Here is a 25,206-nt window from a genome sequence, read left to right on the forward strand (position 1 = left end):
GATGCCCCAGGGCGGGGCACGAGACCGGACGGATGGCGATGCTCGAACTGATCCTCACCGTGGCGACGTCGGACGACGCCGACCAGCAGGAGTCGGACCTGGCCCGGCCGCGCACGGTGAAGGTGCAAAGCGAGCCCGGCAAGAAGATCGCGATCGGCCGGGACCCGTCGCGGTGTGGCCTGGTCACGCCGAAGGACTGGCGCTTCGTGTCGCGTGTGCACCTGGAGTTCGTCTACTCCCTGGAGCGCGGCTGGAGCGTGGAGTGGCTCCAGGGCTCGCACCCGCGCCCGGTCGCGCTGGTGCAGATCGATCGCGAGGGCGTGTCGGAACCGGTGCCCTACGGCGCGACGCTGCCGCTGGGTTCGCTGCGCCCGGGCCGGGTGGTGGTCACCGACCTGGCCCGACGGCGACGGGTCCTGGTGGAGTGGCGAGTCTCCCTGCCGCAACGCCCGGGCGAGGAGCCCACCGAACCGGACGTGGGCGTCCCCGAGACCCAGGACGTCGCGCCGTTCGTGTTGCAGAACCGCCTCTCCGAGACGGAGATGGAGGTGCTGGCCGCGCTGTCCTGCGACTGGGTGCACGGTCGTCCGGTCAAGCGGGCCAAGTCGACCAAGGAACTGTGCGAGCTGTTGCACCTGTCCGCGGCCACGGTCGAGCGGTACAAGACCAAGCTGCGCCGCGAGTTCTACAGTTCGGGCCTGTGCCCGGAGCTGAACTCCCTGCTCGGTCCGAACTACCTCGACACCGTGCGGCACGTGCACGGGGGCTGGGACCTGATAGCGCAGACCGCGGTCACCCACGGCATAACGGGACGCGGTCCGTGCCCGTGTGGTGCGGACGCGCCGCACGCGGGTACCAGGTGAGCGGTAGGACCGGGGAGGGGGCGAGGGGATCATGCTCGAACTGAACATGTCGTTCGTCGCGATCGAGGACGGCCGCGAGGCGGAGCGCGATCCGCTGCCGAGCCCCAAGAGCGTGCGAAAGCCCGGAGTGGCGGGCACGCGGGTGTTCGTGGGGCGCGACCCCAACGTGTGCCGGCCGCTGCTGACGCCGCACGACTGGCTGTTCGTCTCGCGCAAGCACCTGGTGTTCGAGTACAGCGAGGACCGCGGCTGGACCGTGGAGTGGCCGCGCGGACAGCGGGACACGCCGGTGGCGATCGTCCGGATCAAGCGTGGCGAGAGCTCGCAGGACATGCCGTACGGCGCGATCCTGCCGCTGCCCGCGCGCACCAGCGGCAACATCCTGGTCAGCGACCTGGCCCGGCGGCGCAGCGTGGTGCTCGCGTGGCGGGCGATGCAGCCGGTCCGGCCCTGGACGTCCGCGTCGCTGGACGGGAGCGCTCCGGACACGGTGGACATCGGTCCGCAGGAACTGCGCGCCAAGCTGAGCGGGGTGCGGCTGGAGGTGCTCGCGGCGATGTCCTGCGACTGGATCCACGGCCGCGCCACCAAGCGGCCCAAGACCACCGACGAGCTGTGCGAGATGCTCTACATGGCCAAGGCCACGGTCGAGCGCTGCAAGACGGAACTGCGCCGGGACTTCTACAGCTCGGAACTTTGCCCGGAATTGAACCACTTGCTGGGGCCCGACTATCTGGACACCACCCCGCATGTGCACGGAGGTTGGGACCTGATCGCCCAGACGGCGGTCACCTGCGGCATTGTGGGACGCGAACCGTGCCCGTGCGCACGTCGCGGTGGATCGATCGACTGAACCACGGGGGGTCGGCCGCACGGCGGGCCGGCACGCGGGATCGATTGTGGATGGACTGACGGCCAGGAGCGTGGGGGAGGAAACCGGTGCTCGATCTCAACATGGCGTCGACTTCGGGGGCGGACGACGCGGCGACGGTCGCCATGCTGATGGCCAGCGCGCCGAGCCGGCCGGGGGCGACGTTGGCGGTCGGTCGCGACGCGACCCGCTGCCATCTCGTGACGCCGGCCGACTGGCTGTTCGTCTCCCGGGTGCACCTGGAATTCCAGTGCGACGACGACACGACGTGGTGGGTCACCTGGCGGCGCGGTTCGCAGAACGCGCCGGTGGCCGAGGTCCAGGTGGACGACGGCGAGACCCGCACGCTGCCCTACGGCGGCACCGCGCCGCTGCCCAGCCCCGGTTCCGGCGAGGTGGTCATCCTGGACCTGAACGGGCAGCGCCGGGTCACCATCGGGTGGTTCCTGGCCGCCGACTGAGCGTCGAATCGATCCCGAGCCGATCCACCCGCTGATCTGACGACAGGTCGGAAGTGTTGCCCCCGCCCGTCCGGAGTCCACACATCGGACATCTGTGAAGTCCTTCACAAGGGCGGCGGTAGGATCGGCCACGCGTCAGGCCACCCCGTCGTGCGTCTTCCACGCGGCCACCCGTCATCGCAGCACGCGAAGGAAAACCGTGAGCAAGCCCGTCGTTCTCATCGCCGAAGAGCTGTCCCCGGCCACCGTCGATGCCCTCGGACCCGATTTCGAGATCCGCCACTGCGATGGTGCGAACCGCGGTGAGCTGCTGTCCGCGATCGCCGACGTCGACGCCATCCTGATCCGCAGCGCCACCAAGGTGGACGCCGAGGCGATCGCCGCCGCGAACCGCCTCAAGGTGGTCGCGCGCGCCGGTGTGGGGCTCGACAACGTGGACGTCCCGGCCGCCACCAAGGCCGGCGTCATGGTCGTCAACGCGCCGACCTCGAACATCGTCACCGCCGCCGAGCTCGCCTGCGGCCTGCTCATCTCGGTCGCGCGCAACATCCCGCAGGGCAGCGCCGCGCTCAAGAACGGCGAGTGGAAGCGCAGCAAGTACACCGGTGTCGAGCTCTCCGAGAAGACCCTCGGCGTGGTCGGCCTGGGCCGGATCGGCGTCCTGGTCGCCCAGCGCATGTCCGCGTTCGGGATGAACATCGTGGCCTACGACCCCTACGTGCAGCCGGCCCGCGCCGCGCAGATGGGCGTGCGACTGCTCAGCCTGGACGAGGTGCTGGAGCAGTCCGACTTCATCACCGTGCACCTGCCCAAGACGCCGGAGACGCTCGGCCTGATCGGCGACGAGGCGCTGCGCAAGGTCAAGCCGACGGTGCGCATCGTCAACGCCGCGCGCGGCGGGATCGTCGACGAGGTCGCGCTGGCGTCCGCGCTCAAGGAGGGCCGGGTGGCCGGCGCCGGCCTGGACGTGTTCTCGAAGGAGCCGTGCACGGACAGCCCGCTGTTCGAGTTCGACAGCGTGGTGGCCACGCCGCACCTGGGCGCGAGCACCGACGAGGCGCAGGAGAAGGCCGGTGTCGCGGTGGCCAGGTCGGTACGGCTCGCGCTGGCCGGCGAACTGGTGCCGGACGCGGTCAACGTGCAGGGCGGCGTGATCGCCGAGGACGTGCGCCCGGGCCTGCCGCTGGCCGAGAAGCTCGGTCGCATCTTCACCGCCCTCGCGGGCGGCGTCGCGGTCCGACTCGATGTCGAGGTGCGCGGCGAGATCACCCAGCACGACGTCAAGGTGCTGGAGCTCGCGGCGCTCAAGGGTGTCTTCGCGGACGTCGTGGAGGAGTCGGTCTCCTACGTCAACGCCCCGCTGCTGGCCCAGGAGCGCGGCGTGGAGATCCGGCTGACCACGAGCTCGGAGAGCCCGGACCACCGCAACCTGATCACCGTGCGCGGCACGCTCGCCGACGGCGGCGAGATCTCGGTCTCCGGCACGCTCGCGGGCCCCAAGAACATCGAGAAGATCGTCGAGGTGGACGGGTACGACGTGGACCTGGTGCTCACCGCGCACATGGTCTTCCTGCGCTACGCGGACAAGCCCGGCGTGGTCGGCGTGATCGGCCGGCACCTCGGCGAGGCGGGCGTCAACATCGCCGGCATGCAGGTGGCCCGCGCCGCCAAGGGCGGCGAGGCGCTGGTGGCACTCACCGTGGACACCACCGTCGAGCCGCAGATCCTCACCGACATCGCGGAGGAGATCGGCGCGGTCTTCATGCGCTCGGTGAACCTGGACGACTGACGCCGGTCGCGGCCGGCGACGGGCGCGCGACACGCCGTACGAGGCCCGGGAACCCATGTGGTTCCCGGGCCTTCGGCATGTCCGGGAGCGGGTGGTCGCGGCCCGTCGCCACGCCGCGTGGCGGACGGTCGATCTCAGATAGTAGGAACTCCGAGTAAATTGCAGACAGCGACGCGACCCGTCGCCTACCGTGAAAGCAGACGGCCCTTCCGTACCCGGAAATCCCCGTACGGCAGGAAATTTCAGCACGCCCACAAGGCCCCTGCACGTGTCCGTCACACACCGTGTAGACACCCGAGCCTTGTGAAGGAAGTGCAGTCATGGACGAAACCACGCGCCGCAACGCAGCCCGTGCCCTCCAGCGCGCCCTCGACCGTCGCGACAACGGCGGCAGGCCCGCCGACGAGGACCGCTGACCCTCGATTCACCCCGTTGCGTCCCATCATCCGGACTGCACATGATCAGTCCCTGGGACGGAAGGTAAGGTCCACCGCATGTCTCGCAGCATTCGTCTCGCAGTGGTTCCCGGTGACGGCATCGGCCAGGAAGTGGTCGCGGAGGGTCTGAAGGTCCTCGGCGCCGTACTTCCCGCCGATATCAAGATCGAGACCACCGAGTACGACCTCGGTGCCCGCCTGTACCACCGCACCGGAGAGACGCTGCCCGACAGCGTGCTCGACGAGTTGCGCGGCCAGGACGCGATCCTGCTCGGCGCCATCGGCGACCCGAGCGTGCCCTCGGGGGTCCTGGAGCGCGGCCTGCTGCTCAAGCTCCGCTTCGCCTTCGACCACCACGTCAACCTGCGCCCGGCCCGGCTCGCGCCGGGCGTGGTCTCGCCGCTGGGCGCGGACGCGGCGATCGACTTCGTGGTGGTCCGCGAGGGCACCGAAGGTCCGTACACCGGCAACGGCGGCACGCTGCGCACCGGCACCGAGCACGAGGTGGCCACCGAGGTCAGCGTCAACACCGCGTTCGGCATCGAGCGGGTCGTGCGCGACGCGTTCGCCCGGGCCCAGGCCCGCCCGCGCAAGAAGCTGACCCTGGTGCACAAGAACAACGTGCTCGTGTTCGCCGGCCGGCTGTGGACCCGGATCTTCGAGGCGGTCGCGGCCGAGTTCCCCGACGTCACCACCGACTACCTGCACGTGGACGCGGCGACCATCTTCATGGTCACCCAGCCCGAGCGGTTCGACGTGATCGTCACCGACAACCTGTTCGGCGACATCATCACCGACCTCGCCGCCGCCATCGCCGGCGGCATCGGCCTCGCGGCCAGCGGCAACATCAACCCCTCCCGCGAGTTCCCGTCCATGTTCGAGCCGGTGCACGGCTCCGCGCCGGACATCGCCGGCCAGGGCAAGGCCGACCCCACCGCCACCGTGCTCTCGGTCGCGATGCTCCTGGAGCACCTGGGCCTGACCGACCAGGCCCGCCGGGTCGAGGAGGCGGTCTACGCCGACCTCGCCGAGCGCGCCGGCCCGGGCACCCGCAGCACGTCGCAGATCGGCGACGCGCTCGCCGCCCGAGTAGCCGGCTGATTCGCCGGCACCATCACGTTCGTCGACCGGGACCGTCGACGCGTGCCCCCTGCCGGACCGGCGAATCGGTCGTTCGGCGGGTCAGGGGCCGCGCCTGTCGGGATCCCGGTCGACTGCGTTAACGTCTCACCGGGTGGAACGTGGGTGCGGTTCCCGGGAACACTTCCAGTACGTCCGGTACGGGAAGCCGGGTCCCAGCAGCACCCGGCCCCGCCATACTCCACGGTGAAGGACGAGAACCAGCCATGACGACTGCCGCCCCGCAGGAGCCCGCCCTCCAGGCTTCCCTGACGATCGACCTCAAGCCCACCGCACACCCGCTGAGCGACGCCGAGCGCGCCACGCGCCTGGAGAACCCGGGCTTCGGCCGCGTGTTCACCGAGCACATGGTCGGCATCAAGTGGAGTGCGGGACGCGGCTGGTACGACGCGCAGCTCACGCCCTACGCGTCACTCGACATCGACCCCGCGAACATGACGCTGCACTACGCGCAGTCGATCTTCGAGGGCCTCAAGGCCTACCGCCGCCCCGACGGCAGCGTGGCCACCTTCCGGCCGCACGCGAACGCCGCCCGCTTCCGCAACTCCGCCCGCCGGCTCGCCATGCCCGAGCTGCCGGAGGAGCTGTTCGTGGCCGCGGTGGACGCGCTGATCCGCCAGGACATCGCGTGGGTGCCCAGCGCGCCCGAGGAGAGCCTGTACATCCGGCCCTTCATGTTCGCCACCGAGGTCGGTCTCGGCGTGCGCCCCGCGAACGAGTTCCTCTTCCTGGTCATCGCGTCGCCGGCCGGCCCCTACTTCGCGGGCGGCGTGCGGCCGGTCTCGGTGTGGTTGTCGCAGGAGTACGTGCGCGCCGTGCCCGGCGGCACCGGCGAGGCCAAGTGCGCCGGCAACTACGCCGCGTCGCTGGTGGCCCAGGCCCAGGCCATCGAGCAGGGCTGCGACCAGGTGGTCTGGCTGGACGCGGTGGAGCGTCGCTGGATCGAGGAGATGGGCGGCATGAACCTGTACTTCGTGTACGGGGAGGGCAAGGACGCGCGGATCGTGACGCCGCGACTGACCGGTTCGCTGCTGCCCGGCATCACCCGGGACTCGCTGCTGCAACTCGCCGCCGACCGCGGCTACGCCACCGAGGAAGCGCTGATCTCGGTCGACGACTGGCGCGAGGGCAACGCGAACGGCACGCTCACCGAGGTTTTCGCGTGCGGCACCGCCGCGGTGATCACCCCGGTCGGCTCGGTCAAGTCCAGCACCGGGAACTGGACCGTCGGCACCGGCGAGGCGGGCCCGATCACGATGGAACTGCGCAAGGCGCTGGTCGACATCCAGACCGGCCGCGCGGAGGACGCCCACGGCTGGACGCACGCGGTGTAAGCCGAGCTGTATGCCGCGCTTCGCGCGGTGCCGGCGGCCTCCGGCCGCTCTCCTGGCAGGCTCGTCGATCACCGGTCGACGATCGAGTCGTGGGCGCTGACGCGCCGGGGGGAGCGGCCGAGTCCGCAGCGGCCCCGCGTCCCGCCTGTCGTCGCGGAGCCCGCCGCAACGCGGCATTCCGCCCGAAACGGCAACCCGCCCGCTCGACGCAACGGGCGGAGCGGGTGGAGCGGGTGGGCACACGAAACTCCGTACCCCGACCATGGCCCACATAGTGAGACCCTCGCACCACGCGCAACCTCATGTGCGAGACTCGCGAGTATGCAGCAGTGGATCATTATTAGCCGCAGCGTGCCGGCAACGGGTTGACCTCCCACAAGGGGTGCCATACCGCCCACCGCCCGCACGCAGACCTCTCGCGACCGCGAGGGGTCTTTTTGTTTGGCCGCACCACCCACGCGGCGAGCGAGCGCGCACGGGCCCGCCATTTCTTGATCGACGGGAGAACCGAGGCCGATGCACCCCACGACGACCGACCCGAGCGCCTTCCACGTCTTCGACACCACCCTGCGGGACGGTTCGCAGCGCGAGGGCATCAACCTGACGGTGTCCGACAAGCTCACCGTGGCTCGCCACCTGGACGACTTCGGCGTGGGCTTCATCGAGGGCGGGTGGCCCGGCGCGGTACCGCGCGACACCGAGTTCTTCCGCCGGGCCCGGGAGGAACTCGATCTCGCGCACGCGGTCCTGGTCGCCTTCGGCTCGACCCGCAAGGCCGGTACCACCGCCGCCGCCGACCCGCAGGTCCAGGCACTGCTCGACTCGCAGGCGCCGGTCGTGTGCCTGGTGGCCAAGTCGCACGACAAGCACGTCTCGCTCGCGCTGCGCACCACGCTGGACGAGAACCTGGAGATGGTCCGGGACACCGTCGCCCATCTGCGCGCCCAGGGCCGCCGGGTCTTCGTCGACTGCGAGCACTTCTTCGACGGCTACCGGGCCAATCCCGAGTACGCGCTGAGCGTGGTCGCCGCCGCGCACGACGCGGGCGCCGAGGTGGTCGTGCTGTGCGACACCAACGGCGGGATGTTGCCCAGCGGGGTCCGCGAGATCGTCGGTGCCGTGCACGCGGGCACCGGGGCGCGCCTGGGCATCCACGCCCAGGACGACACCGGTTGTGCCGTGGCCAACACGATCGCGGCCGTCGAGGGCGGCGCCACGCACGTCCAGTGCACCGCCAACGGTTACGGCGAACGTGTCGGCAACGCCAACCTGTTCCAGGTGGTCGGCAACCTCGAGCTCAAGCAGGACATGCGCGTGCTGCCCGAGGGCAAGCTGCGCGAGATGACCCGGATCTCGCACGCGATCGCCGAGGTGGTCAACCTGGCCCCCTCCACGCACCTGCCCTACGTGGGCGTGTCCGCGTTCGCGCACAAGGCCGGCCTGCACGCCTCCGCGATCAAGGTCGACCCCGACCTGTACCAGCACATCGACCCGGCGCTGGTCGGCAACGACATGCGGATGCTGATCTCGGACATGGCCGGACGTGCCTCGATCGAGCTCAAGGGCAAGGAACTGGGCTACGACCTCTCGAACGACAAGGATCTGGTCGGCCGGGTGGTCAACCAGGTCAAGGAGCGCGAGGCGGCCGGCTACACGTACGAGGCCGCGGACGCGTCCTTCGAACTGCTGCTGCGCGACGAGAGCCTGGGCCGTGCGCGCTTCTTCGCGCTGGAGTCGTGGCGCGCGATCAGCGAGCAGCGCGGCGACGGCGTGCCGGTGAACGAGGCCACCGTCAAGCTGCGGGCCAAGGGCGAGCGGATCGTGGCGACCGGCGAGGGCAACGGCCCGGTCAACGCCCTCGACCGCGCGCTGCGGCTGGCCCTGGAGCGGATCTACCCGCAACTCGCGGCGTTCGAGCTGGTGGACTACAAGGTGCGTCTGTTGGAGGGCCGGCACGGCACCGACGCGATCACCCGCGTCCTGGTGGAGACCACCGACGGCAAGCAGGAGTGGAGCACCGTCGGGGTCGCGGAGAACGTGATCGCGGCGTCCTGGCAGGCCCTGGAGGACGCGTACACCTACGGTCTGCTCAAGGCGGGCCTGACCCCCGGTGCCCACGACACCGAGGGTTCGGACCGTACGTAGAACCAGAGGTGATGAACCGTCAGGGGCGGCCGGGGCGGAACGATCGCCATCCGTCGCCCCACGGTTCGTCCCAGCCCGCCGGCAGCGGCGACAGCGAACCCGGCGGTGGCGACGGCATCGCGGGCGGGACCGGCGGGACCGGTGGGGTGGGCTTCGCGGCCCGCGGTTGCAGCGGAGCCGGCGCGGGGGCGGGCGGGCGGACGGGCGACGAGGCCAGCGGACTCGCCGCGGTCATCGGATTGGGCGGCAGCAGCGGTTCGCTCTCTTCGAGACGTGCCAACTCGCGTCCGACGGCGAATCGTTCCAGCCGCCCTCGGACCTCTTCCGGTTCTCGCGACACGGACAGCTCGCGATCGAGGCCGAACTCCTCGGCCGCCGCACCCGGCAGCAGGTTCGCCTGCGGGGGCCTTCGCGGCAGCCCCGACTCGGTCGTTCCGTCGACCATCGGAAGGCGGGCCGCTTGCGCCGCGCGCCTGCTGTTGTCGTCCACCGAACCCACCTCGGTTCGTTGTTGGGCCTGCGCCTCAAAACGTTCTGATATCAATTGGGCAACAGATGACTATGGGAGGACCTTAGCAATGTGCGGGTCGAGGCGGGGACTCGGCCGGGCATGTCGCGGAGTCCTGTCACACATTTGTCGAATCTCTGGAACGCCCGCGCCCGAACGCCCTTGGGAATCCCGCCACATGGGGTTCGCGACCACAACACCTCAGGCGAACCCCGCAATGGGATTCGCCTGAGGTGAGATGGTGCGCAATACGAAAAAACAGGTTCGAGCAGTTACCGAAGACCGGCGTGGATGGACCCGAAGGTCAGCGCAGGCGAGCCATCAGTGCGTGCTCCACCAGCGTGATCAGGGTCGACTTGGCCGATTCGCGGCGCCGTGCGTCACAGCTCACGATCGGTGTGTCGGGCCCTATCTGCAATGCCTCGCGGACATCCTCCGCGTGGTGGGTTTGCAATCCGTCGAAGCAGTTCAACGCGACGATGAACGGCAGTCCGCTGTTCTCGAAGTAGTCGATCGCGGGGAAGCAATCGGCGAGTCGGCGGGTGTCCACGAGAACCACGGCGCCGATGGCACCGCGGACCAGGTCGTCCCACATGAACCAGAATCGGTGCTGACCCGGCGTACCGAAGAGGTACAGGATCAGATCCTCGTCCAGCGTGATACGACCGAAGTCCATCGCGACCGTCGTCGTCTGCTTGTCCGGCGTCGCCGACAGGTCGTCGACACCGGCGCTCGCGGACGTCATGACCGCTTCGGTACGCAGCGGAGCGATCTCCGAGACGGCACCGACGAGCGTGGTCTTGCCCACGCCGAATCCGCCGGCGACGACGATCTTCGCCGACGTGGTGGAGGACCTGGCGGGGGCCGGGCCCGGGCTAGAGCTTGCGAAGTCCACTGAGCACCCTTTCGAGCAGCGTGACGTCCGGCTGCCCCTGGTCGTTCCCGGGCTGGTGGATGACCACCAGCCCGGCTTCGGCGAGGTCCGCGACGAGTACGCGGGCGACGCCGAGCGGGATGGTGAGCAGAGCCGAGATCTCGGCTACCGACTTGACCTCCCGACACAGCGCACAGATGCGCTGGTGCTCGGGCAACAGGCCGGGTGGGTTGGCCACCTGAGGTGTCGTGGTGACCAGGGCCTCCAGCGCGAGCTGATAGCGAGGCCGGGTGCGACCACCGGTCATGGCGTACGGGCGGACCAGGGTCTCGTGAAACTCCTGGTCCCCGTGATCGGACATATCCGGAGGTGTCATCGCGGCAGTGCACCTTGGAGTTCGGCGCGCAAGGCCGGCGTGAGCACGGCACCCGCGCGGTCGACGAGCAGGGCCATCTCGTAGCCGATCAGGCCGATGTCGCACTCCGGCGACGCCAGCACGGCCAACGACGAGCCGTCCGAAATCGACATGATAAAGAGGAAACCCCGTTCCATTTCCACGACCGTCTGGGTCACATGCCCGCCCTCGAAGATACGGGACGCACCCTGGGTCAGGCTGGTCAAACCCGATGCGACGGCGGCGAGCTGGTCGGCCCGGTCGCGAGGGAAGCCCTCGGACAGGGCGAGCAGCAGGCCGTCCGCGGAGACCACGACCGTGTGCGACACCCCGGGGGTGTTGTCCACGAAGTTCGTGATCAGCCAGTTCAGGTTCTGCGCGGCCTGGCTCAACGACTTCTCAGTCATGCCTGCTCCTGGTTGTTCTCGTCACGAGGCCGAGGGGCGGATCCCCCGGACCCGGCGGTGCGACCCTGCTGGATGCCCCGGCGGAAGTTGGTCAGACGCCCGCGAACCTCGTCGGGCGACCGGGACAGGCCCGGAGCGCCCGGCGCGGCCTGCCGGCCCGGCTGCTCCTGACGGGTGCCGGGAGCGGCAGGACCCGCACCCGGGTGACCCGACGCCTGGGCGCCGCCGGACTGCTCGACGCCGCCCGGCACCAGGTTGGCGCGGGGCACGCGGCGGGGCAGACCCGCTCCGGTGGTGCCACCCGAGGACGGCTCGCGAGCGGCCTCCGCCGCGCGCCAACCGTCGTCACCGGCGGAGTACCAGCCGGACTGCTGACCCTGGGGGCCGACGGCGGGTGCGACCGCGGGGGACTGCTCGACGATCTCGTCCGGTTCCGTCGGTGTCCCGAACATGTCGGTGACGGGCTGCGGACGCCCGGCACCGAAGGTCGGGACCTGCTCGACCGGCGCCGGTGTCTGCGGCGGATTGGTCGCCATCGGCACCCGGCGGTCGAGACCACCGAGCGGACCGGCCTCCGGCTCCGCCTGCTCGCGCGCCGGCGTGGCCTGCTCCCCGCCTCGCGGCGTGGAACGGACCTGTGCGGCACGCATCCGACCGCCGCGGTTGCCCTGCCGGTGGAACCAGTCGGACTCGAGCGTGTCGAAGATCGGCAGCCTACCGTCATCGCCGGTGCTCGGCGGCGCGCTCATGTCCAACTCGGAGGGAGCGGGCAGTTGTTCGGCGCTCTCCGACCCACCGACCGGCGCGAAGGGCGAGCCCTCCGAACGACCCGGTCCGGCGGGCGCGAACGGCGAGACCGCCGGTCGCACGTCACCCTGCGGGCCGCGGGCCTGCTCGGCCCGGGTGTGCTCGTCCTGCTCCTGCCGCGCGGGCTCGGGACGAGCCTGCGGCAGACCGCGCAGCACCGGCAACGCGTCGCCGGTCGAGGTCCGGCCGTCCGCGGGGCCCTGGCCGTGCTGCGGCAGGTCCTCGCGACGGGTCAGTTCCTCGCGACGGGGCGCGTCGTAGGCCGACGGCACGTCGGCCGGCGGTGCGACGGGCTCGACCGGCAGCGGGGCCACCGGGGCGAGCTCGTCGTACTCGGTGCCCCACGGAGCCGGCGCGCGCTCCTGCGACCGCGGCGCGAGCTCCGCACCCGGGCCGCCGAACGGCTGCGCGGGTTGCTCGTAACCGCCCCGGTCGAACTCCGCTGCGGGCTGCGACTCGTCCGCGTAGGGCGTACCGAACGCGAACTGCGAGGTGTCACCGGCGCGTCCGGAGCCGGCCTGCGGCTGCGGCGCGGCCGGGAACGACCCGGTGTCCTGCCCGTATCGCGCCTGCTGCGACTCGACCTCGCGGCCGTCCTCGCCGGTGCCGAACATCGGCGCCGAGGGCGCGGCGGGGAAGGCCCCGGTGCGCGGGTCGTCCGGTCGCGGCTGGTGCTGCGGCGGCTGCGGCAGCACCGGTGCGAACGGGTTGTCCCGACCGGGCGTGGCGGGCGGCGGCGAACTCGGCGCGCGGTGCGCGCCGGTGCTGGTGACACCCGGCTCGCTCGCGAACGGGTTCACGGTGCCCGGGTACGGCGTGTCCGTCCCGGCCGAACCGTCCTGGAAGGACGGGGCCGCGAAGGACTGCGTGCTGCCGTACGAGGGCTCCTGCTGGACCGGAGGCTGCGCGGGCCGGTTGGTGGGGATCTGCGTCGGCTGCGGGGCCTGGTTGACCGGCTGGGCCGGTGCGTCGGCTCCGCGCTGCGGCAGTTCGCGCCGCCGGTTGCGCTCCTCGGCGCGGCTGCCCACCCGGGGCCCGGGAAGGGCCTGGGCGACCGGCGCGGCCGAGGGCAGTTCCTCGGACCAACCGGACACGGCCGCGGCGGTCTTGTCGCCGCCCTTGCTCCACCCGTCGCCGCCACCGGGGCGGTCGCCCTGGATGAGCTCGATCGGGAGCATGACGAGCGCGGTGGTACCGCCACCCTCGCCCGGCCGGAGCTGGACGCGGATGCCGTGTCGGGTGGCCAGTCGGCCGACCACGAACAGACCCATGCGGCGCGAGATGGACACGTCCACCACCGGCGGGCGGGCCAGTCGCTGGTTGGCGTCGGCGAGGTCGTCGCCGGTCAGGCCGATGCCGTTGTCGTGGATCTCGATGAGCGCGCGGCCGTCCGGGAGGATGTGGCCGGTCACGCGCACCTTGGTGTGCGGGCTGGAGAACGTGGTCGAGTTCTCCAGCAACTCGGCGAGCAGGTGCACGAGGTCGTTGACCGCGCGGCCGGCGATGTCGGTGGTGGGCAGTGCGCCCAACTCGACCCGCTCGTACTGCTCCACCTCGGAGGCCGCCGCGCGCAGCACGTCGACCAGCGGAACCGGTCGGGTCCAGCGACGGCCGGGCTCCTCACCCGCGAGCACCAGGAGGTTCTCACCGTTGCGGCGCATACGCGTCGCGAGGTGGTCGAGCTTGAACAGGTTGGCGAGCTGGTCCGGGTCCGCCTCGCGGTTCTCCAGGTCGGAGATGAGCGCGAGCTGACGCTGGATCAGGCTCTGGCTGCGACGCGAGAGGTTGACGAACATCGCGTTGACGTTGCCACGCAGCAGGGCCTGTTCGGCGGCCAGTCGCACGGCCTCGGCGTGCACCGCGTCGAACGCGCGGGCCACCTGGCCGATCTCGTCCCGGGACAACACGCCGATCGGCTCGATCGCCAGATCCACGTCGCCGGGATCGGACTCGGAGAGTCGACGCACCGTCTCGGGCAGTCGCTCCTCGGCGACCTCGAGCGCGGAGCGCCGCAGCGTGTTGAGCGAACGCACCAGCGACCGCGCCACGATCACACCGAGCAGGATGGTGATCAACAGCGCGCCGACGACCAGGATCGTGTTGACCAGGGCGTCGGTGCGGGCCTCGTCGCGCAGGTCCTTCGCGGTGGCGGCCAGCTTGAGCCCGAGTTGGGCCTCGACCTGGCCGAGCGCGCTGATCTTGTCGGTGGACAGCGTCCACCACTCCTGCGTGGTGAAGTCGTTCGCGTTCTCGAGCCGGGCCAGACCGTTGGGCTTGTTGTTGGACGACAGCGCGGCGCCGACCATGCCCTTGAAGAGCTGGAAGCGCTCCTCGACGGCGGTGATCTTGTCCCGACTGACGTTGGCCTTGTAGACGGCGTTCCAGTCGGCGGGCGCGACGCTGGTGAATCCGCGGATCGCGTTCTGCTCGGCCTCGTTCAGGCGCGCGAGCGTCTCGCTCGCCTCCAGCGGGATCTCGTTCGGCTTGAGGCCGTACGCGATCACCGCGGCGCGCTGCGAGGACGCGTACGCCTTCGATTCACCGAACGACCCGAGCGCGCGGGCGCCCTGGATCAGGTCGGCGTCACGGGTGACTTCGGGCGCCTCCTGGTTGATCTGCAGCAACTGCAGGATCATCTTGTTGTAGGCGTCGACCGTGCTGCGGGTGCTCGTGCGGAAGGCGTCCTGACGGGTTCGGTTCAACTCCGTCAGCGAGTGGCCGATGTCCTTGAGTGTGGCGCCGAGCACCGGCATCGAATCGGTGTTCATCTTCGCGACGGTCGCGTTGTAGACGGTGACCTGGTCGTCGGTGGTCTTCTTGGCCTTGTTCACCTCGGCCGTCAGATCCGCCGACGGAGCCACGCTCGCCTGCGCGAGCAGGTCGCGTTCCTGCTCCAGCCACGCGGCCAGCGTCGACGCCTGGTCGATGATGGCCGCGGCCTTCTGCACCGTGTCCATCTCGCGCGTCTTGTCGATCGACGACTGGATACGCAGGCCGCCGAGCAACGCGGCGACCACGACCGGGAGCAGGAGCAGCGCGGTGATCCGGGTACGGATGCGCCAGTTCCTGATCGAGAACAGCAACTTGAGCCGGGACGGTGCCGTCCCGGCGGGCCGGGCTGCCCCGGCGCCGGCTATGGAGTCCCCGACGGAGTCGGCGGGCTCGTTGGCATCCTGGGGTCCGCTGGCTTGCTGCGGGGCTCGCACCTCCGGCGTGGAGGGACCGGCCGTGGCCGGGGCCCCTGCGGAGTCGTGCTGCTTCTTCCGACGTCCCTGCACTAGCGTCGCAACCTCTTGTGACCAGTCGTTAGACCCGCCGGTAAGGCGAGGCTCGTGTGCGTTAATCCCTGGATTCGCGTCTTCCCAGGGCACCTCGGCCGCGTTCGCGCGGCGAGGTGAAGGAACTCCGCTTGATGGGAACCACCCCCGTGGTCGCAGGCATTTCAGCACAGCCACGGGGCCGCAACAAGATAGCGGGGTCCGGACAAATGTCCATTGCACCCGGTGTCGGCCGTTAAGCCGTTTCGCCGGGAAAACGACCGGTATTAAGGGGTAATCAGGGGCAAAACGCCACACGTTTGCTGATGTTCCGAGGAGGTGAAAATCACATATTGACGTCGGGGTTCGAACACCTGGTGTAAACCGTGATGCGCAGTCGGTGATCGAGGCCGTCGGGTCACCCGTGACCACCCCTGACGTAACCACGGGTAATCTTGAAGAACAAGGCTGCACCCTGCACGCACTTGTGGACACGCACGTGTGGACGCGTACGGACGAGGAAGAGCGAGAACCGGGAACCGTGGACAACATCAGCACGCACCGCCCCAGCACGGCCAACCCCCGGCGCACCCAACTGGACGTGGTGCTGCCCCGGCAGCGGGTGGCCGAGGCGGGCGTCGAGCAGTCGGTCATCGCCGAGGTGCGGACCGCGAACCCCAGGCGTACCAACCTGATGGACACCCCGGCCTGACCCCGCCGGACCGCACGCCGAGGCGGCCCGTGCCCGCGTAGCCTTGGGCACGTCTCGTTCGTGACTCTCCGGCAAGGGTGACCCATCTTGCGCATCGCCAGGTTCTCCACCGACGACTCCGTCTCCTTCGGGGTGGTGACCGGCGACGCCGACCAGCCCGAGTCGCTGGTGGTGCACGCCCTCGCCGGCCACCCGTTCGGCGAACTGCGACCCACCGGCGCGCAACACGCGCTGTCCTCGGTCCGCCTGCTCGCGCCCGTACTGCCGAGCAAGGTCGTCGCGATCGGCCGGAACTACGCCGCGCACGCCGCCGAGATGGGCTCCGCCGTGCCCGAGGCGCCGATCACCTTCCTCAAGCCGTCCACCTCGGTGATCGGGCACGGCGACGGGATCGCCTACCCGCAGATCTCCGACGATGTGCACCACGAGGCCGAACTGGCCGTGGTGATCGGTCGGATGTGCCGGGACGTGCCGGCCGAGCGGGTGGCCGAGGTGATCTTCGGCTTCACCTGCGCCAACGACGTGACCGCGCGCGACCTGCAACGGGCCGAGGGTCAGTGGGGTCGGGCCAAGGGCATGGACACCTTCTGCCCGCTGGGCCCGTGGGTGGAGACCGACATCACCCTCGACCAGGTCTCCGAAGGCGAGGGCCTGACCGTGGCGTGCACCGTCAACGGCGAGGTGCGCCAGGCCGGCAGCACCGGGCAGATGATCCGTACCGTCACCGAGCTGATCGTGCACGTGACCCAGGCGATGACGCTGCTGCCCGGCGACGTGCTGCTCACCGGTACGCCGGCCGGGGTCGGTCCGCTGCACGTGGGCGACCGGGTTTCGGTCACCGTGGGTGGCGTCGGCACCCTCACGAACACGGTGATCAAACGCGGATGACCCGCCGCGCGCGGCCGATGATGGGCGGGACACCCGGACTTGTGGTGGTTCGAACGAGGGTCCGGTAACCCGTTTTGGTCACGCGCGCCTCATCGGGTAAAGTTCTTCTCGTGCCGCCCCGCAAGGGAGCGGCACGGAGCGAAGTCCTCGCAAAAGCCCCCGGGTAACGCGAAGGACGGAGCATTGGGGTATGGGGTAATTGGCAGCCCGACGGTTTCTGGTTCCGTTAGTCTAGGTTCGAGTCCTGGTACCCCAGCTGCATCGTCCGTCTTCGGGCGATGTCGCTGGAAGAAGTTCATGATTGATGATCTGGCCCCGTTGTGTAGTGGCCTAGCACGTCGCCCTCTCAAGGCGGTAGCGCGGGTTCGAATCCCGTCGGGGCTACCAGATCAGCCGTTCGCGGCTTCCACGGCACGAGCAACACCAGTGGTACGAGGCCCCGTTGTGTAGTGGCCTAGCACGCCGCCCTCTCAAGGCGGTAGCGCGGGTTCGAATCCCGTCGGGGCTACCTCGAAGAAGAAGACCTCCCGCAATCGCGGGAGGTCTTCTTCGTTGTGTGGCTTCGTCGTTCGTGCCGCTTCGCGGTTCGGGGCGTACTCGTTCGGCGGGGGCGGGCGTGCCCGCTTCGGGGCGCGACATCCGGCGTGATTCCCCGGACGCCCGTCGGCGCCCGGGGAGCGGGGCGGTCAGACCTCCACCTGGGCCCGACGCAGCGCGTCGGACAACTTGGCGGCGGCCTCCATGACGGCCTGCGCGTGCAGGCGGCCAGGATGCCGGGTCAGCCGCTCGATCGGGCCGGAGACGGACACGGCGGCCACCACGCGGTTGCTCGGGCCGCGCACGGCGGCGGAGACGGACGCGACGCCGGGTTCGCGTTCGCCGATGCTCTGCGCCCAGCCGCGGCGCCGCACGCCGGAGAGCGTGGTCGCGGTGAACCGCGCACCCTGCAGGCCGCGGTGCAGCCGCTCGGGCTCCTCCCACGCGAGCAGGCACTGCGCGGCCGATCCGGCCTTCATCGGCAGCGTGCTGCCGACCGGGACGGTGTCGCGCAGGCCGGAGAGCCGCTCGGCCGCGGCCACGCACACGCGCATGTCGCCCTGGCGTCGGTAGAGCTGCGCGCTCTCGCCGGTGATGTCGCGCATGTGCGCGAGCACCGGGTGCGCGGCGGCCAGCAGGCGGTCCTCGCCGGCCGCGGCGGCCAGCTCGGCCAGCCGCGGGCCGAGCACGAAGCGCCCCTGCATGTCGCGCGCGACCAGACGGTGGTGTTCCAGGGCCACCGCGAGTCGATGTGCGGTGGGCCGGGCAAGACCGGTTATGGCGACGAGTCCCGCGAGCGTGGCAGGACCGGCTTCGAGCGCGGCCAGCACGACAGCGGCCTTGTCGAGAACGCCGACTCCGCTAGAATTGTCCATGCCTTGATATTGCCGTCTCGGATTACGAGACGCAAGTCCGCGACCGAGGCCGGTGCCGGCACAGTGGCGCAACGCGCCGAACCCGAGCACCGGGGCAACAGCCGGGAGCCGTCGGGACGCGGGCACGCGTCAGGGCGTCGACCGCGGATACGGAATCAGCCGCACCCGCGCGACAGAAGACACACAGCGCCGGCAATGGCGCCGGCCGGAGGGACAGCGATGGGACGGACACTCGCGGAGAAGGTCTGGGACGCACATGTGGTGCGTCGCGCGGAGGGCGAGCCGGACCTGCTCTACATCGACCTGCACCTGCTGCACGAGGTGACCAGCCCGCAGGCGTTCGACGGTCTGCGCCAGGCCGGTCGGCCGGTCCGGCGCACCGATCTGACGATCGCGACCGAGGACCACAACACGCCGACGCTCGACGTCGACAAACCCATCGCGGACCCGGTCTCGCGCGCCCAGATCGAGACGCTGCGCAAGAACGCCGCCGAGTTCGGGGTGCGGATCCACTCGCTGGGCGACGTCGAACAGGGCATCGTGCACGTGGTCGGCCCGCAGCTCGGGCTGACCCAGCCGGGCATGACCGTGGTCTGCGGCGACAGCCACACCGCCACCCACGGTGCCTTCGGCGCACTGGCCTTCGGCATCGGTACCAGCCAGGTCGAGCACGTGCTGGCGACCCAGACGCTGCCGATGGCGCCGTTCAAGACGATGGCGGTCACCGTCGAGGGCGACCTGCCCGAGGGGGTCGGCGCCAAGGACCTGATCCTCGCGGTGATCGCGCGGATCGGCACCGGCGGCGGTCAGGGCTACGTCATCGAGTACCGCGGTCAGGCGATCCGGAACCTCTCGATGGAGGGCCGGATGACCGTGTGCAACATGTCGATCGAGGCCGGCGCCCGGGCCGGGATGATCGCCCCGGACGAGACCACGTTCGAGTATCTGAACGGTCGCCCGCACGCGCCGCAGGGTGCCGACTGGGACACCGCGCTGGCGTATTGGAAGAGCCTGGCGACCGAGGCGGACGCGGTGTTCGACAAGGAGGTCGTCATCGACGCGGCCGAACTGTCGCCGTTCGTCACGTGGGGGACCAACCCCGGTCAGGGTGCGCCGCTGGCCGACTCGGTGCCGGACCCGGTCGCGATCGAGGACCCGGTCGAGCGCGCGGCGGCCGAAAAGGCCATCGCGTACATGGGTCTGACGGCGGGCCAGAAACTGCGTGAGATCGCGGTGGACACGGTCTTCGTCGGCTCGTGCACCAACGGTCGGATCGAGGACCTGCGCGAGGTGGCCGGCATCATCAAGGGCCGCAAGGTCGCCGACGGCGTGCGGATGCTGGTCGTTCCCGGTTCGGTGCGGGTCTCGCTCCAGGCCGTGTCCGAGGGCCTGGACAAGGTGTTCACCGAGTTCGGCGCCGAGTGGCGCTACGCGGGCTGCTCGATGTGCCTGGGCATGAACCCCGACCAACTCGCCCCCGGCGAGCGCAGCGCGTCCACGTCCAACCGCAACTTCGAGGGGCGGCAGGGCAAGGGCGGCCGCACCCACCTGGTCTCGCCGCAGGTCGCGGCCGCGACCGCGGTGCTGGGCCACCTGGCCGCACCCGCCGACCTGAACACCGCAGGAGTCTGAGCGATGGAAGCCTTCACCACCCACACCGGAACGGCCGTCCCGCTGCGCGAGAGCAACGTGGACACCGACCAGATCATCCCCGCGCACTGGCTCAAGAAGGTCACCCGCGACGGCTTCGAGGACGGACTGTTCGAAGCCTGGCGCAAGAACCCGGAGTTCGTGCTGAACCGGCCGGAGCGGGCCGGCGCCACGGTCCTGGTGGCCGGTCCCGACTTCGGCACCGGGTCCTCGCGTGAGCACGCGGTGTGGGCCCTGCAGAACTACGGGTTCCGCGCCGTCATCTCGGCCCGCTTCGCGGATATCTTCCGCGGCAACTCGCAAAAGGGCGGTTTGTTGACCGTCGTGCTGCCGCAGGAGACGGTCGAACGCCTGTGGGCGTTGACCGAGGCCGATCCCACCGCCGAGATCACCGTGGATCTGGTGGGCCGTCAGGTCCGCGCGGGCGACCTCGTCGCGGACTTCGAGATCGACGACTACACGCGCTGGCGGCTGCTGGAAGGGCTGGACGACATCGGTCTGACCCTGCGTCACGAGGAGGACATCACCTCGTTCGAGGCGGACCGGCCGAGTTGGCTGCCGCGCACCCAACCGGTGAGCTGATTACGAACTCCCTTGCAGGGCAAGGGAATTCGCGGGGATTGAACGGCGGGACGCGATCGCGTCCCGCCGTTCGCATGTTCGGCGTTCGCCCCAATGGGCGCCCCGTTGTGCCCATAGCCGGATGAGCTGTCACAATTGCGGTGTGGAGCACCAAGGCCGACACGTGAACGAGTTCGAAGAAGTGGAACTCTTCGCCGAACTGGCCACCCGGTTGAAGGTCGCCCACGCCCGGGTGCGTAGGCTCCGACTACCGAACGAGGCTAAAGTGGCGCTAATACGCCGCTTGTTGGTCATCACCGACGCGGCAAAGCATGATTTGGCGGACGCCTCGCGGCGACTGACCAAGCTCATGGACGAGTTGGACGCGGGGCCCGCGAGTTCGCGGGACACCGCCGAAGCCTGAATCCGTTGCGACACAAGGGTGATTCGCCCGTTCGGTAATTGCTTCGGCACTTTTGGATGCTTAGCGTGCCCAATGCCGGCTGAACTGTCCCGGCATCGGTTTCCGAAGGGGAAGACGTGAACAAGGCGCAGCTCGTCGAGGCGGTCGCTGACCGACTGGGTGGCCGCAAGGCCGCCGCAGAGGCAGTCGATGCCGTCCTCGACACCATCGTTCGTGCGGTCACGGGAGGAGACCGGGTGTCCATCACGGGCTTCGGCTCGTTCGAGAAGGTGGACCGTCCGGCTCGATACGCCCGCAACCCGCAGACCGGTGAGCGGGTGCGCGTCAAGAAGACCTCGGTGCCGCGCTTCCGCGCGGGCCAGGGCTTCAAGGACTACACCAGCGGGACGAAGAAGCTCCCCAAGCCCAACGTGAAGAGCGCGGCCGCCAAGAGCAGCCCGACTCCGCGCGTGATCGCGACGGACGCCACGGCGCCCGCCGCGAAGGCGACGACCCGCAAGACCACCACGGCGAAGAAGGCGCCGGCGAAGCCGGCCACCACGCGCGCCGCGGCGGTCAAGACCCCGGCCGCGACCACCCGCAAGACCGCGGCCGCCGCCAAGACGACGGCGGTCGCCAAGCCCGCCGCCAAGAAGGCGACCAAGGCGCCCGCGACCAAGGCCGCGAGCAAGCCGGCCGCGGCGAAGAAGGTCACGGCCAAGGCCGCGACCGGCACCACCAAGGCCACCACCACCAAGGCCGTCAAGAGCACTCCGGCCGCGGCCAAGGCTCCGGCGACCAAGGCGAAGGCGACCAAGGCCGCGCCGAAGGCCGCGACCGCCAAGCCGGCCGCGGCCAAGCCCGCCGCCGCCGCGAAGGCGCCCGCGACCAAGAAGCCCGCCACCAAGCGCGCGGCCAAGAAGGCCTGACGCGGCGGACATCGGCGGCCGGTCGACGGCCGACGAGGACGACGGGCCGGAATCCCACTCGGGGTTCCGGCCCGTCGCCGTGCGTGCCGGCATCCGGCGCGGGGGTCAGCGCAGCGGATCCGGCAACGTGTACAGCGTCACCAGCACGACCCGATCACCCGTGGCGTCCATGGTCATCCGCACCCGCTGACCGGGGCGCAGGAACCGCATTCCGCCGGCGTCGAACGCCGCCGCGTCGAAGGGCACGGGAGAGCCGTCGTCGAGCAGCACGACGCCCTCTCGCGAGTCGGTTTCGAAGGTGTACACGGTCCCCTGCATGACCCCATTCTCGCCTGTCCGTCACCTGTCACCCACCGCCGCCGCGACCGCACGCACCGCCGTCGATCCGACGCGGCGTCAGGAGGCGGCCGCACGCGGCAGAAACGGTACGGACGGGAGCAGCGCGGCGGTGGCCGCACCGACGCCCAGCGTGATCGCGGCCCGCAGATCCTCGCCGGTGTCCACGTCCCGACGCACCGAATCCACGTCGTAGGGCGTGAGTTCGACCGCCCCCGAGGCCAGGTGCCGGGCCCGGGAGGGGCCGCCGAAGCCGGGCGCGAGCGGGACGCCGGCCGCGGCCGCGAGCAACGTGGTGCCCACACCCGCCGCGTCCGCCAGGAACGCCCGCGGCGCGCGCGTCGCGGCGGCCAGCACCCGATCCAACTCCCGGGTCCGCAACGCCGGAAGATCGGCGGACAGCGCGGCCACCCCGGTCCGCGGCCGGCGCTCGCCGGCCACCCGGGCGCCGTGCGCGAGCGCGGCGTTCAGGCCGCCGCCGACGTCGGCGACCACGTCCGCGCCCAGCGCGCGGATCGCCGCCGCGACCCGCGCGTCGTCGGTGACCACGAGCACGCCGTGCACGCGAGCGCAGGCCAGGGCCGCCCGAACGGTGTCCAGGGCGAAGGCGAGGGCGAGTTCGGGGCGATGGCCGGGACCGATCGTGCCGGCGAGGCGGCTCTTGGCGATCGACAGCGGTTTCACCGGCACCACGAGCCGCCACGAGCGCGTGCCGGAGGAAGCGGGACGCGCGTCGCCGGCGGGCCGGCGCCGGGCGGTGGAATCCGTCGCGGGGGACATCGGCAAGATCCTCGCATCCGTACCGTAAGCCCATATCCTCGTCGGTCGACGAGGACGTTTCTCGACAATGCGGAAGGCCCGGGGGAAACTGTGGGGTCCGCCGTACAGAATCGATGTTCCGCCAGAATCGATGTTCCGTGCTTCTCGCGGGGAACGTCGATGGTGTGAGGAGCGACACGGCGGCGGAAACATCGAGGCGGGACTTTCGCGTCGACACGCACGGATCTGAAACACATGAACGGGAGGAACGCCGGTGGCCCGCCGAAGGATCGGTTTCTGGTACCGCCTGGCGGTCGTGGTGATCAAGCCCCTGCTGTTGTTGTTCACGAAACGCGACTGGCGGGGCACCGAGAACATCCCGACGTCGGGCGGGTTCGTCACGGCGGTGAACCACATCTCCTATGTCGACCCGCTGACCTACGCGCACTATCAATACGACAGCGGCCGGGTGCCGCGTTTCCTGGCCAAATCCGGCCTGTTCAAGATCCCGTTCGTGGGTCGGGTGCTGGCCGGCGCCGGCCAGATCCCGGTCTACCGGGACTCCGCCGACGCCGCGCTCGCGTTCCGCGCGGCCGTGGAGGCGGTCGAGAAGGGCGAGTGCGTCGCGGTCTACCCGGAGGGCACGATCACCCGGGACAAGGCGCTGTGGCCGATGCCGGGCAAGACCGGCGCGGCGCGGATCGCGCTGACCACCGGCGCCCCGGTGATCCCGGTGGCCCAGTGGGGCGCGCACGAGTTGTTGCCGCCGTACGGCAAGCGACCGCGTCTGCTGCCGCGCAAGACGATGCACGTGCTGGCCGGGCCGCCGGTGGACCTGGACGAGTTCCGCGGGCGCGAGCTGACCGCGGACGTGTTGCGCGGAGCGACCGACCGGATCATGGAGGCGGTGACCGAACTGCTCGCCGAGCTGCGCGAGGAGCCCGCTCCGCCGAACGCCGGCGTCCGCAAGACCTCCGGCCGCAAGGGCGAGGACGAGGGCGAGGCACCGGCCGAGATCGAGCCGAGTCGAGAGGTGCCGGGCGGCACCGACCCGATCGGGTCCACCGCGCCGGAGCCGGCGCACGCCGAGCCGCCGCGCACCGCGACCCCCAGGGTCGAGGTCGGCAAGGTCGAGGTGCCCAGGGTCGAGGTCCCGACCGGGGCCGAGGCGGCGAAGACCGAGACCGAACGGCCCGCGGGCGAGCGCGCCGGCACCGAGCACACCGAGGATGGCCGCGCATGACGCGCTGCGCGGTATTCGGCATGGGTTCCTGGGGGACCGCCTTCTCGATCGTGCTCGCCGAGGCGGGCTGCGACGTGGTGATGTGGGGCCGGCGCCCGGAAATGGCCGACGCGATCAACGCGCGGCACGAGAACGACGAGTATCTGCCCGGGATCGCGCTGCCGACCGGGATCCAGGCCACCACCGACCCGGCGAAGGCGGCCGAGGGCGCGGAGTTCGTGGTCTTCTCGGTGCCCTCCCAGACGCTGCGCGGCAACCTCACCGCGTGGGCGCCGCTGCTGCCCGACGACGCGATCCTGGTCAGCTTGATGAAGGGCGTCGAGCTGGGCACCGCGAACCGGATGAGCGAGGTGATCCGCGAGGTCACCGGCGTGTCCGAGGGCCGGATCGCGGTGGTCAGCGGGCCCAACCTGGCGATGGAGATCGCCCAGCGCCAGCCCGCCGCGAGCGTGGTGGCGTGTACCGACGAAGAGGTCGCCCGGCGGCTCCAGGAGGCCAGCCACACGCCCTACTTCCGCCCGTACACGAACACCGACGTGGTCGGCTGCGAACTCGGCGGCGCGGTCAAGAACGTGATCGCGCTCGCCGTGGGGATGGCGGACGGCATGGGCATGGGCGACAACACCAAGGCGACGCTGATCACCCGGGGACTGGCCGAGACGGCCCGGCTGGGTGCCGCGATGGGCGCCGACGCGCACACCTTCGCGGGCCTGGCGGGCCTCGGCGACCTGGTGGCCACCTGCACGTCGCCGCTGTCGCGCAACCGCACCTTCGGCGAGAAGATCGGCCGGGGCATGCCGATCGAGGAGGCGGTGCGGGACAGCCGGCAGATCGCCGAGGGCTTCAAGTCCTGCGAGTCGGTGCAGACGCTCGCACGCCGGTACGGCGTCGAGATGCCGATCACCGACGTGGTGGTCTCGATCATGCACGGCGGCAAGCCCCCGTCGGTCGGCATGGCCCTGCTCTCGCGCTCCGCCAAGCCCGAACGCTACGAGTCGTAACCACCGTCGCCCGTCGTGACCACCG

At 70.5% G+C, this 25,206-nt stretch carries 23 protein-coding genes and 3 tRNA genes; 18 read left to right on the forward strand and 8 right to left on the reverse strand.

The annotated features are described in order from the left end of the window. The first annotated feature begins 32 nt into the window (after positions 1-32). From OG948_RS24770 to cimA, 7 genes are all read left to right on the forward strand, one after another. Positions 33-863: a hypothetical protein gene (locus tag OG948_RS24770; protein ID WP_161354475.1), complete on the forward strand. Its 831-nt coding sequence runs from the start codon at positions 33-35 to the stop codon at positions 861-863. Between the two features lie 31 nt (positions 864-894). Beyond that, a complete protein-coding gene (locus OG948_RS24775) occupies positions 895-1,716 on the forward strand; it encodes a hypothetical protein (protein WP_406298575.1) in 822 nt (273 codons plus the stop codon). An 86-nt stretch (positions 1,717-1,802) separates the two neighbouring features. Further along, the gene (locus OG948_RS24780) at positions 1,803-2,195 is read left to right on the forward strand and encodes a hypothetical protein (protein ID WP_406298576.1); all 393 of its coding nucleotides are present in this window, start codon (positions 1,803-1,805) and stop codon (positions 2,193-2,195) included. 199 nt (positions 2,196-2,394) lie between these two features. Next, on the forward strand, positions 2,395-3,984 hold the full coding sequence (gene serA, locus OG948_RS24785) for a phosphoglycerate dehydrogenase (protein ID WP_406298577.1): 1,590 nt from the start codon (positions 2,395-2,397) through the stop codon (positions 3,982-3,984). Between the two features lie 494 nt (positions 3,985-4,478). Next, positions 4,479-5,522: a 3-isopropylmalate dehydrogenase gene (locus tag OG948_RS24790; RefSeq protein ID WP_406298578.1), complete on the forward strand. Its 1,044-nt coding sequence runs from the start codon at positions 4,479-4,481 to the stop codon at positions 5,520-5,522. Positions 5,523-5,767: 245 nt separating this feature from the next. Beyond that, positions 5,768-6,895, forward strand: a complete 1,128-nt coding sequence (locus OG948_RS24795) for a branched-chain amino acid aminotransferase (protein ID WP_395872577.1) — start codon at positions 5,768-5,770, stop codon at positions 6,893-6,895. Positions 6,896-7,411: 516 nt separating this feature from the next. Beyond that, positions 7,412-9,040: a citramalate synthase gene (gene cimA / locus OG948_RS24800; RefSeq protein WP_406298579.1), complete on the forward strand. Its 1,629-nt coding sequence runs from the start codon at positions 7,412-7,414 to the stop codon at positions 9,038-9,040. Positions 9,041-9,059: 19 nt separating this feature from the next. On the opposite strand, the gene OG948_RS24805 is transcribed toward cimA, so the two are convergent. The 5 genes from OG948_RS24805 to OG948_RS24825 form a co-directional block, all read right to left on the reverse strand. Next, a complete protein-coding gene (locus OG948_RS24805) occupies positions 9,060-9,530 on the reverse strand; it encodes a hypothetical protein (RefSeq protein ID WP_406298580.1) in 471 nt (156 codons plus the stop codon). 322 nt (positions 9,531-9,852) lie between these two features. Further along, complete coding sequence (locus OG948_RS24810) at positions 9,853-10,443, reverse strand: ATP/GTP-binding protein (RefSeq protein ID WP_161364843.1); 591 nt, start codon at positions 10,441-10,443, stop codon at positions 9,853-9,855. Then, positions 10,424-10,903, reverse strand: coding sequence for a DUF742 domain-containing protein (locus tag OG948_RS24815; RefSeq protein WP_395872583.1), 480 nt, complete (start codon positions 10,901-10,903; stop codon positions 10,424-10,426). Before OG948_RS24815 ends, OG948_RS24810 begins: the two co-directional genes overlap by 20 nt. Next, positions 10,795-11,223: a roadblock/LC7 domain-containing protein gene (locus OG948_RS24820; RefSeq protein ID WP_020553297.1), complete on the reverse strand. Its 429-nt coding sequence runs from the start codon at positions 11,221-11,223 to the stop codon at positions 10,795-10,797. Before OG948_RS24820 ends, OG948_RS24815 begins: the two co-directional genes overlap by 109 nt. Next, positions 11,220-15,308, reverse strand: coding sequence for a nitrate- and nitrite sensing domain-containing protein (locus tag OG948_RS24825; RefSeq protein WP_406298581.1), 4,089 nt, complete (start codon positions 15,306-15,308; stop codon positions 11,220-11,222). Before OG948_RS24825 ends, OG948_RS24820 begins: the two co-directional genes overlap by 4 nt. Before the next feature lie 478 nt (positions 15,309-15,786). On the opposite strand from OG948_RS24825, the gene OG948_RS24830 reads away from it, so the two are divergent. The 5 genes from OG948_RS24830 to OG948_RS24850 all read left to right on the forward strand — a co-directional run bounded on the left by OG948_RS24830 (position 15,787) and on the right by OG948_RS24850 (position 17,395). Continuing rightward, positions 15,787-15,999: a hypothetical protein gene (locus OG948_RS24830; RefSeq protein WP_406298582.1), complete on the forward strand. Its 213-nt coding sequence runs from the start codon at positions 15,787-15,789 to the stop codon at positions 15,997-15,999. Between the two features lie 87 nt (positions 16,000-16,086). Beyond that, a complete protein-coding gene (locus OG948_RS24835; protein WP_406298583.1) occupies positions 16,087-16,887 on the forward strand; it encodes a fumarylacetoacetate hydrolase family protein in 801 nt (266 codons plus the stop codon). A 184-nt stretch (positions 16,888-17,071) separates the two neighbouring features. Then, a tRNA-Gln gene (locus OG948_RS24840) sits at positions 17,072-17,143 on the forward strand. A gap of 55 nt (positions 17,144-17,198) precedes the next feature. Beyond that, positions 17,199-17,274 (forward strand) — tRNA-Glu (locus tag OG948_RS24845). Positions 17,275-17,322: 48 nt separating this feature from the next. After that, positions 17,323-17,395, forward strand: a tRNA-Glu gene (locus OG948_RS24850). 178 nt (positions 17,396-17,573) lie between these two features. On the opposite strand, the gene OG948_RS24855 is transcribed toward OG948_RS24850, so the two are convergent. Beyond that, on the reverse strand, positions 17,574-18,299 hold the full coding sequence (locus OG948_RS24855) for an IclR family transcriptional regulator (protein WP_026218813.1): 726 nt from the start codon (positions 18,297-18,299) through the stop codon (positions 17,574-17,576). A 219-nt stretch (positions 18,300-18,518) separates the two neighbouring features. Here OG948_RS24855 and leuC point away from each other — a divergent pair, with 219 nt between their 5' ends. The 4 genes from leuC (at position 18,519) to OG948_RS24875 (ending at position 21,842) form a co-directional block, all read left to right on the forward strand. Beyond that, positions 18,519-19,931, forward strand: coding sequence for a 3-isopropylmalate dehydratase large subunit (gene leuC, locus OG948_RS24860; protein ID WP_395872591.1), 1,413 nt, complete (start codon positions 18,519-18,521; stop codon positions 19,929-19,931). A 3-nt stretch (positions 19,932-19,934) separates the two neighbouring features. Continuing rightward, entirely contained in the window at positions 19,935-20,531 is a 597-nt protein-coding gene (leuD, locus tag OG948_RS24865; protein ID WP_406298584.1) for a 3-isopropylmalate dehydratase small subunit, read from the forward strand. Between the two features lie 142 nt (positions 20,532-20,673). After that, positions 20,674-20,934, forward strand: coding sequence for a hypothetical protein (locus tag OG948_RS24870; RefSeq protein ID WP_379992908.1), 261 nt, complete (start codon positions 20,674-20,676; stop codon positions 20,932-20,934). A gap of 116 nt (positions 20,935-21,050) precedes the next feature. After that, complete coding sequence (locus tag OG948_RS24875; RefSeq protein WP_406298585.1) at positions 21,051-21,842, forward strand: HU family DNA-binding protein; 792 nt, start codon at positions 21,051-21,053, stop codon at positions 21,840-21,842. A 105-nt stretch (positions 21,843-21,947) separates the two neighbouring features. Here OG948_RS24875 and OG948_RS24880 read toward each other — a convergent pair whose 3' ends face one another. Both OG948_RS24880 and cofC read right to left on the reverse strand, forming a co-directional pair. Further along, a complete protein-coding gene (locus tag OG948_RS24880; protein WP_360310697.1) occupies positions 21,948-22,160 on the reverse strand; it encodes a hypothetical protein in 213 nt (70 codons plus the stop codon). A gap of 78 nt (positions 22,161-22,238) precedes the next feature. Further along, the gene (gene cofC / locus OG948_RS24885; protein WP_406298586.1) at positions 22,239-22,958 is read right to left on the reverse strand and encodes a 2-phospho-L-lactate guanylyltransferase; all 720 of its coding nucleotides are present in this window, start codon (positions 22,956-22,958) and stop codon (positions 22,239-22,241) included. Positions 22,959-23,211: 253 nt separating this feature from the next. On the opposite strand from cofC, the gene OG948_RS24890 reads away from it, so the two are divergent. Then, positions 23,212-24,180, forward strand: a complete 969-nt coding sequence (locus tag OG948_RS24890; RefSeq protein WP_406298587.1) for a lysophospholipid acyltransferase family protein — start codon at positions 23,212-23,214, stop codon at positions 24,178-24,180. Further along, on the forward strand, positions 24,177-25,181 hold the full coding sequence (locus tag OG948_RS24895; RefSeq protein ID WP_406298588.1) for an NAD(P)H-dependent glycerol-3-phosphate dehydrogenase: 1,005 nt from the start codon (positions 24,177-24,179) through the stop codon (positions 25,179-25,181). Before OG948_RS24890 ends, OG948_RS24895 begins: the two co-directional genes overlap by 4 nt. Positions 25,182-25,206 lie beyond the last annotated feature (25 nt).

The organism is Embleya sp. NBC_00888, from assembly GCF_045207655.1.
Classification (GTDB): domain Bacteria; phylum Actinomycetota; class Actinomycetes; order Streptomycetales; family Streptomycetaceae; genus Embleya.

Coding starts and splice junctions, on each gene's coding strand:
- cofC (WP_406298586.1), bottom strand. CDS start 22,958: ATGTCCCCCGCGACGGATTCCACCGCCCGGCGCCGGCCCGCCGGCGAC.
- OG948_RS24790 (WP_406298578.1), top strand. CDS start 4,479: ATGTCTCGCAGCATTCGTCTCGCAGTGGTTCCCGGTGACGGCATCGGC.
- OG948_RS24795 (WP_395872577.1), top strand. CDS start 5,768: ATGACGACTGCCGCCCCGCAGGAGCCCGCCCTCCAGGCTTCCCTGACG.
- OG948_RS24855 (WP_026218813.1), bottom strand. CDS start 18,299: ATGGACAATTCTAGCGGAGTCGGCGTTCTCGACAAGGCCGCTGTCGTG.
- OG948_RS24820 (WP_020553297.1), bottom strand. CDS start 11,223: ATGACTGAGAAGTCGTTGAGCCAGGCCGCGCAGAACCTGAACTGGCTG.
- OG948_RS24895 (WP_406298588.1), top strand. CDS start 24,177: ATGACGCGCTGCGCGGTATTCGGCATGGGTTCCTGGGGGACCGCCTTC.
- leuD (WP_406298584.1), top strand. CDS start 19,935: ATGGAAGCCTTCACCACCCACACCGGAACGGCCGTCCCGCTGCGCGAG.
- OG948_RS24775 (WP_406298575.1), top strand. CDS start 895: ATGCTCGAACTGAACATGTCGTTCGTCGCGATCGAGGACGGCCGCGAG.
- OG948_RS24880 (WP_360310697.1), bottom strand. CDS start 22,160: ATGCAGGGGACCGTGTACACCTTCGAAACCGACTCGCGAGAGGGCGTC.
- cimA (WP_406298579.1), top strand. CDS start 7,412: ATGCACCCCACGACGACCGACCCGAGCGCCTTCCACGTCTTCGACACC.
- OG948_RS24770 (WP_161354475.1), top strand. CDS start 33: ATGGCGATGCTCGAACTGATCCTCACCGTGGCGACGTCGGACGACGCC.
- leuC (WP_395872591.1), top strand. CDS start 18,519: ATGGGACGGACACTCGCGGAGAAGGTCTGGGACGCACATGTGGTGCGT.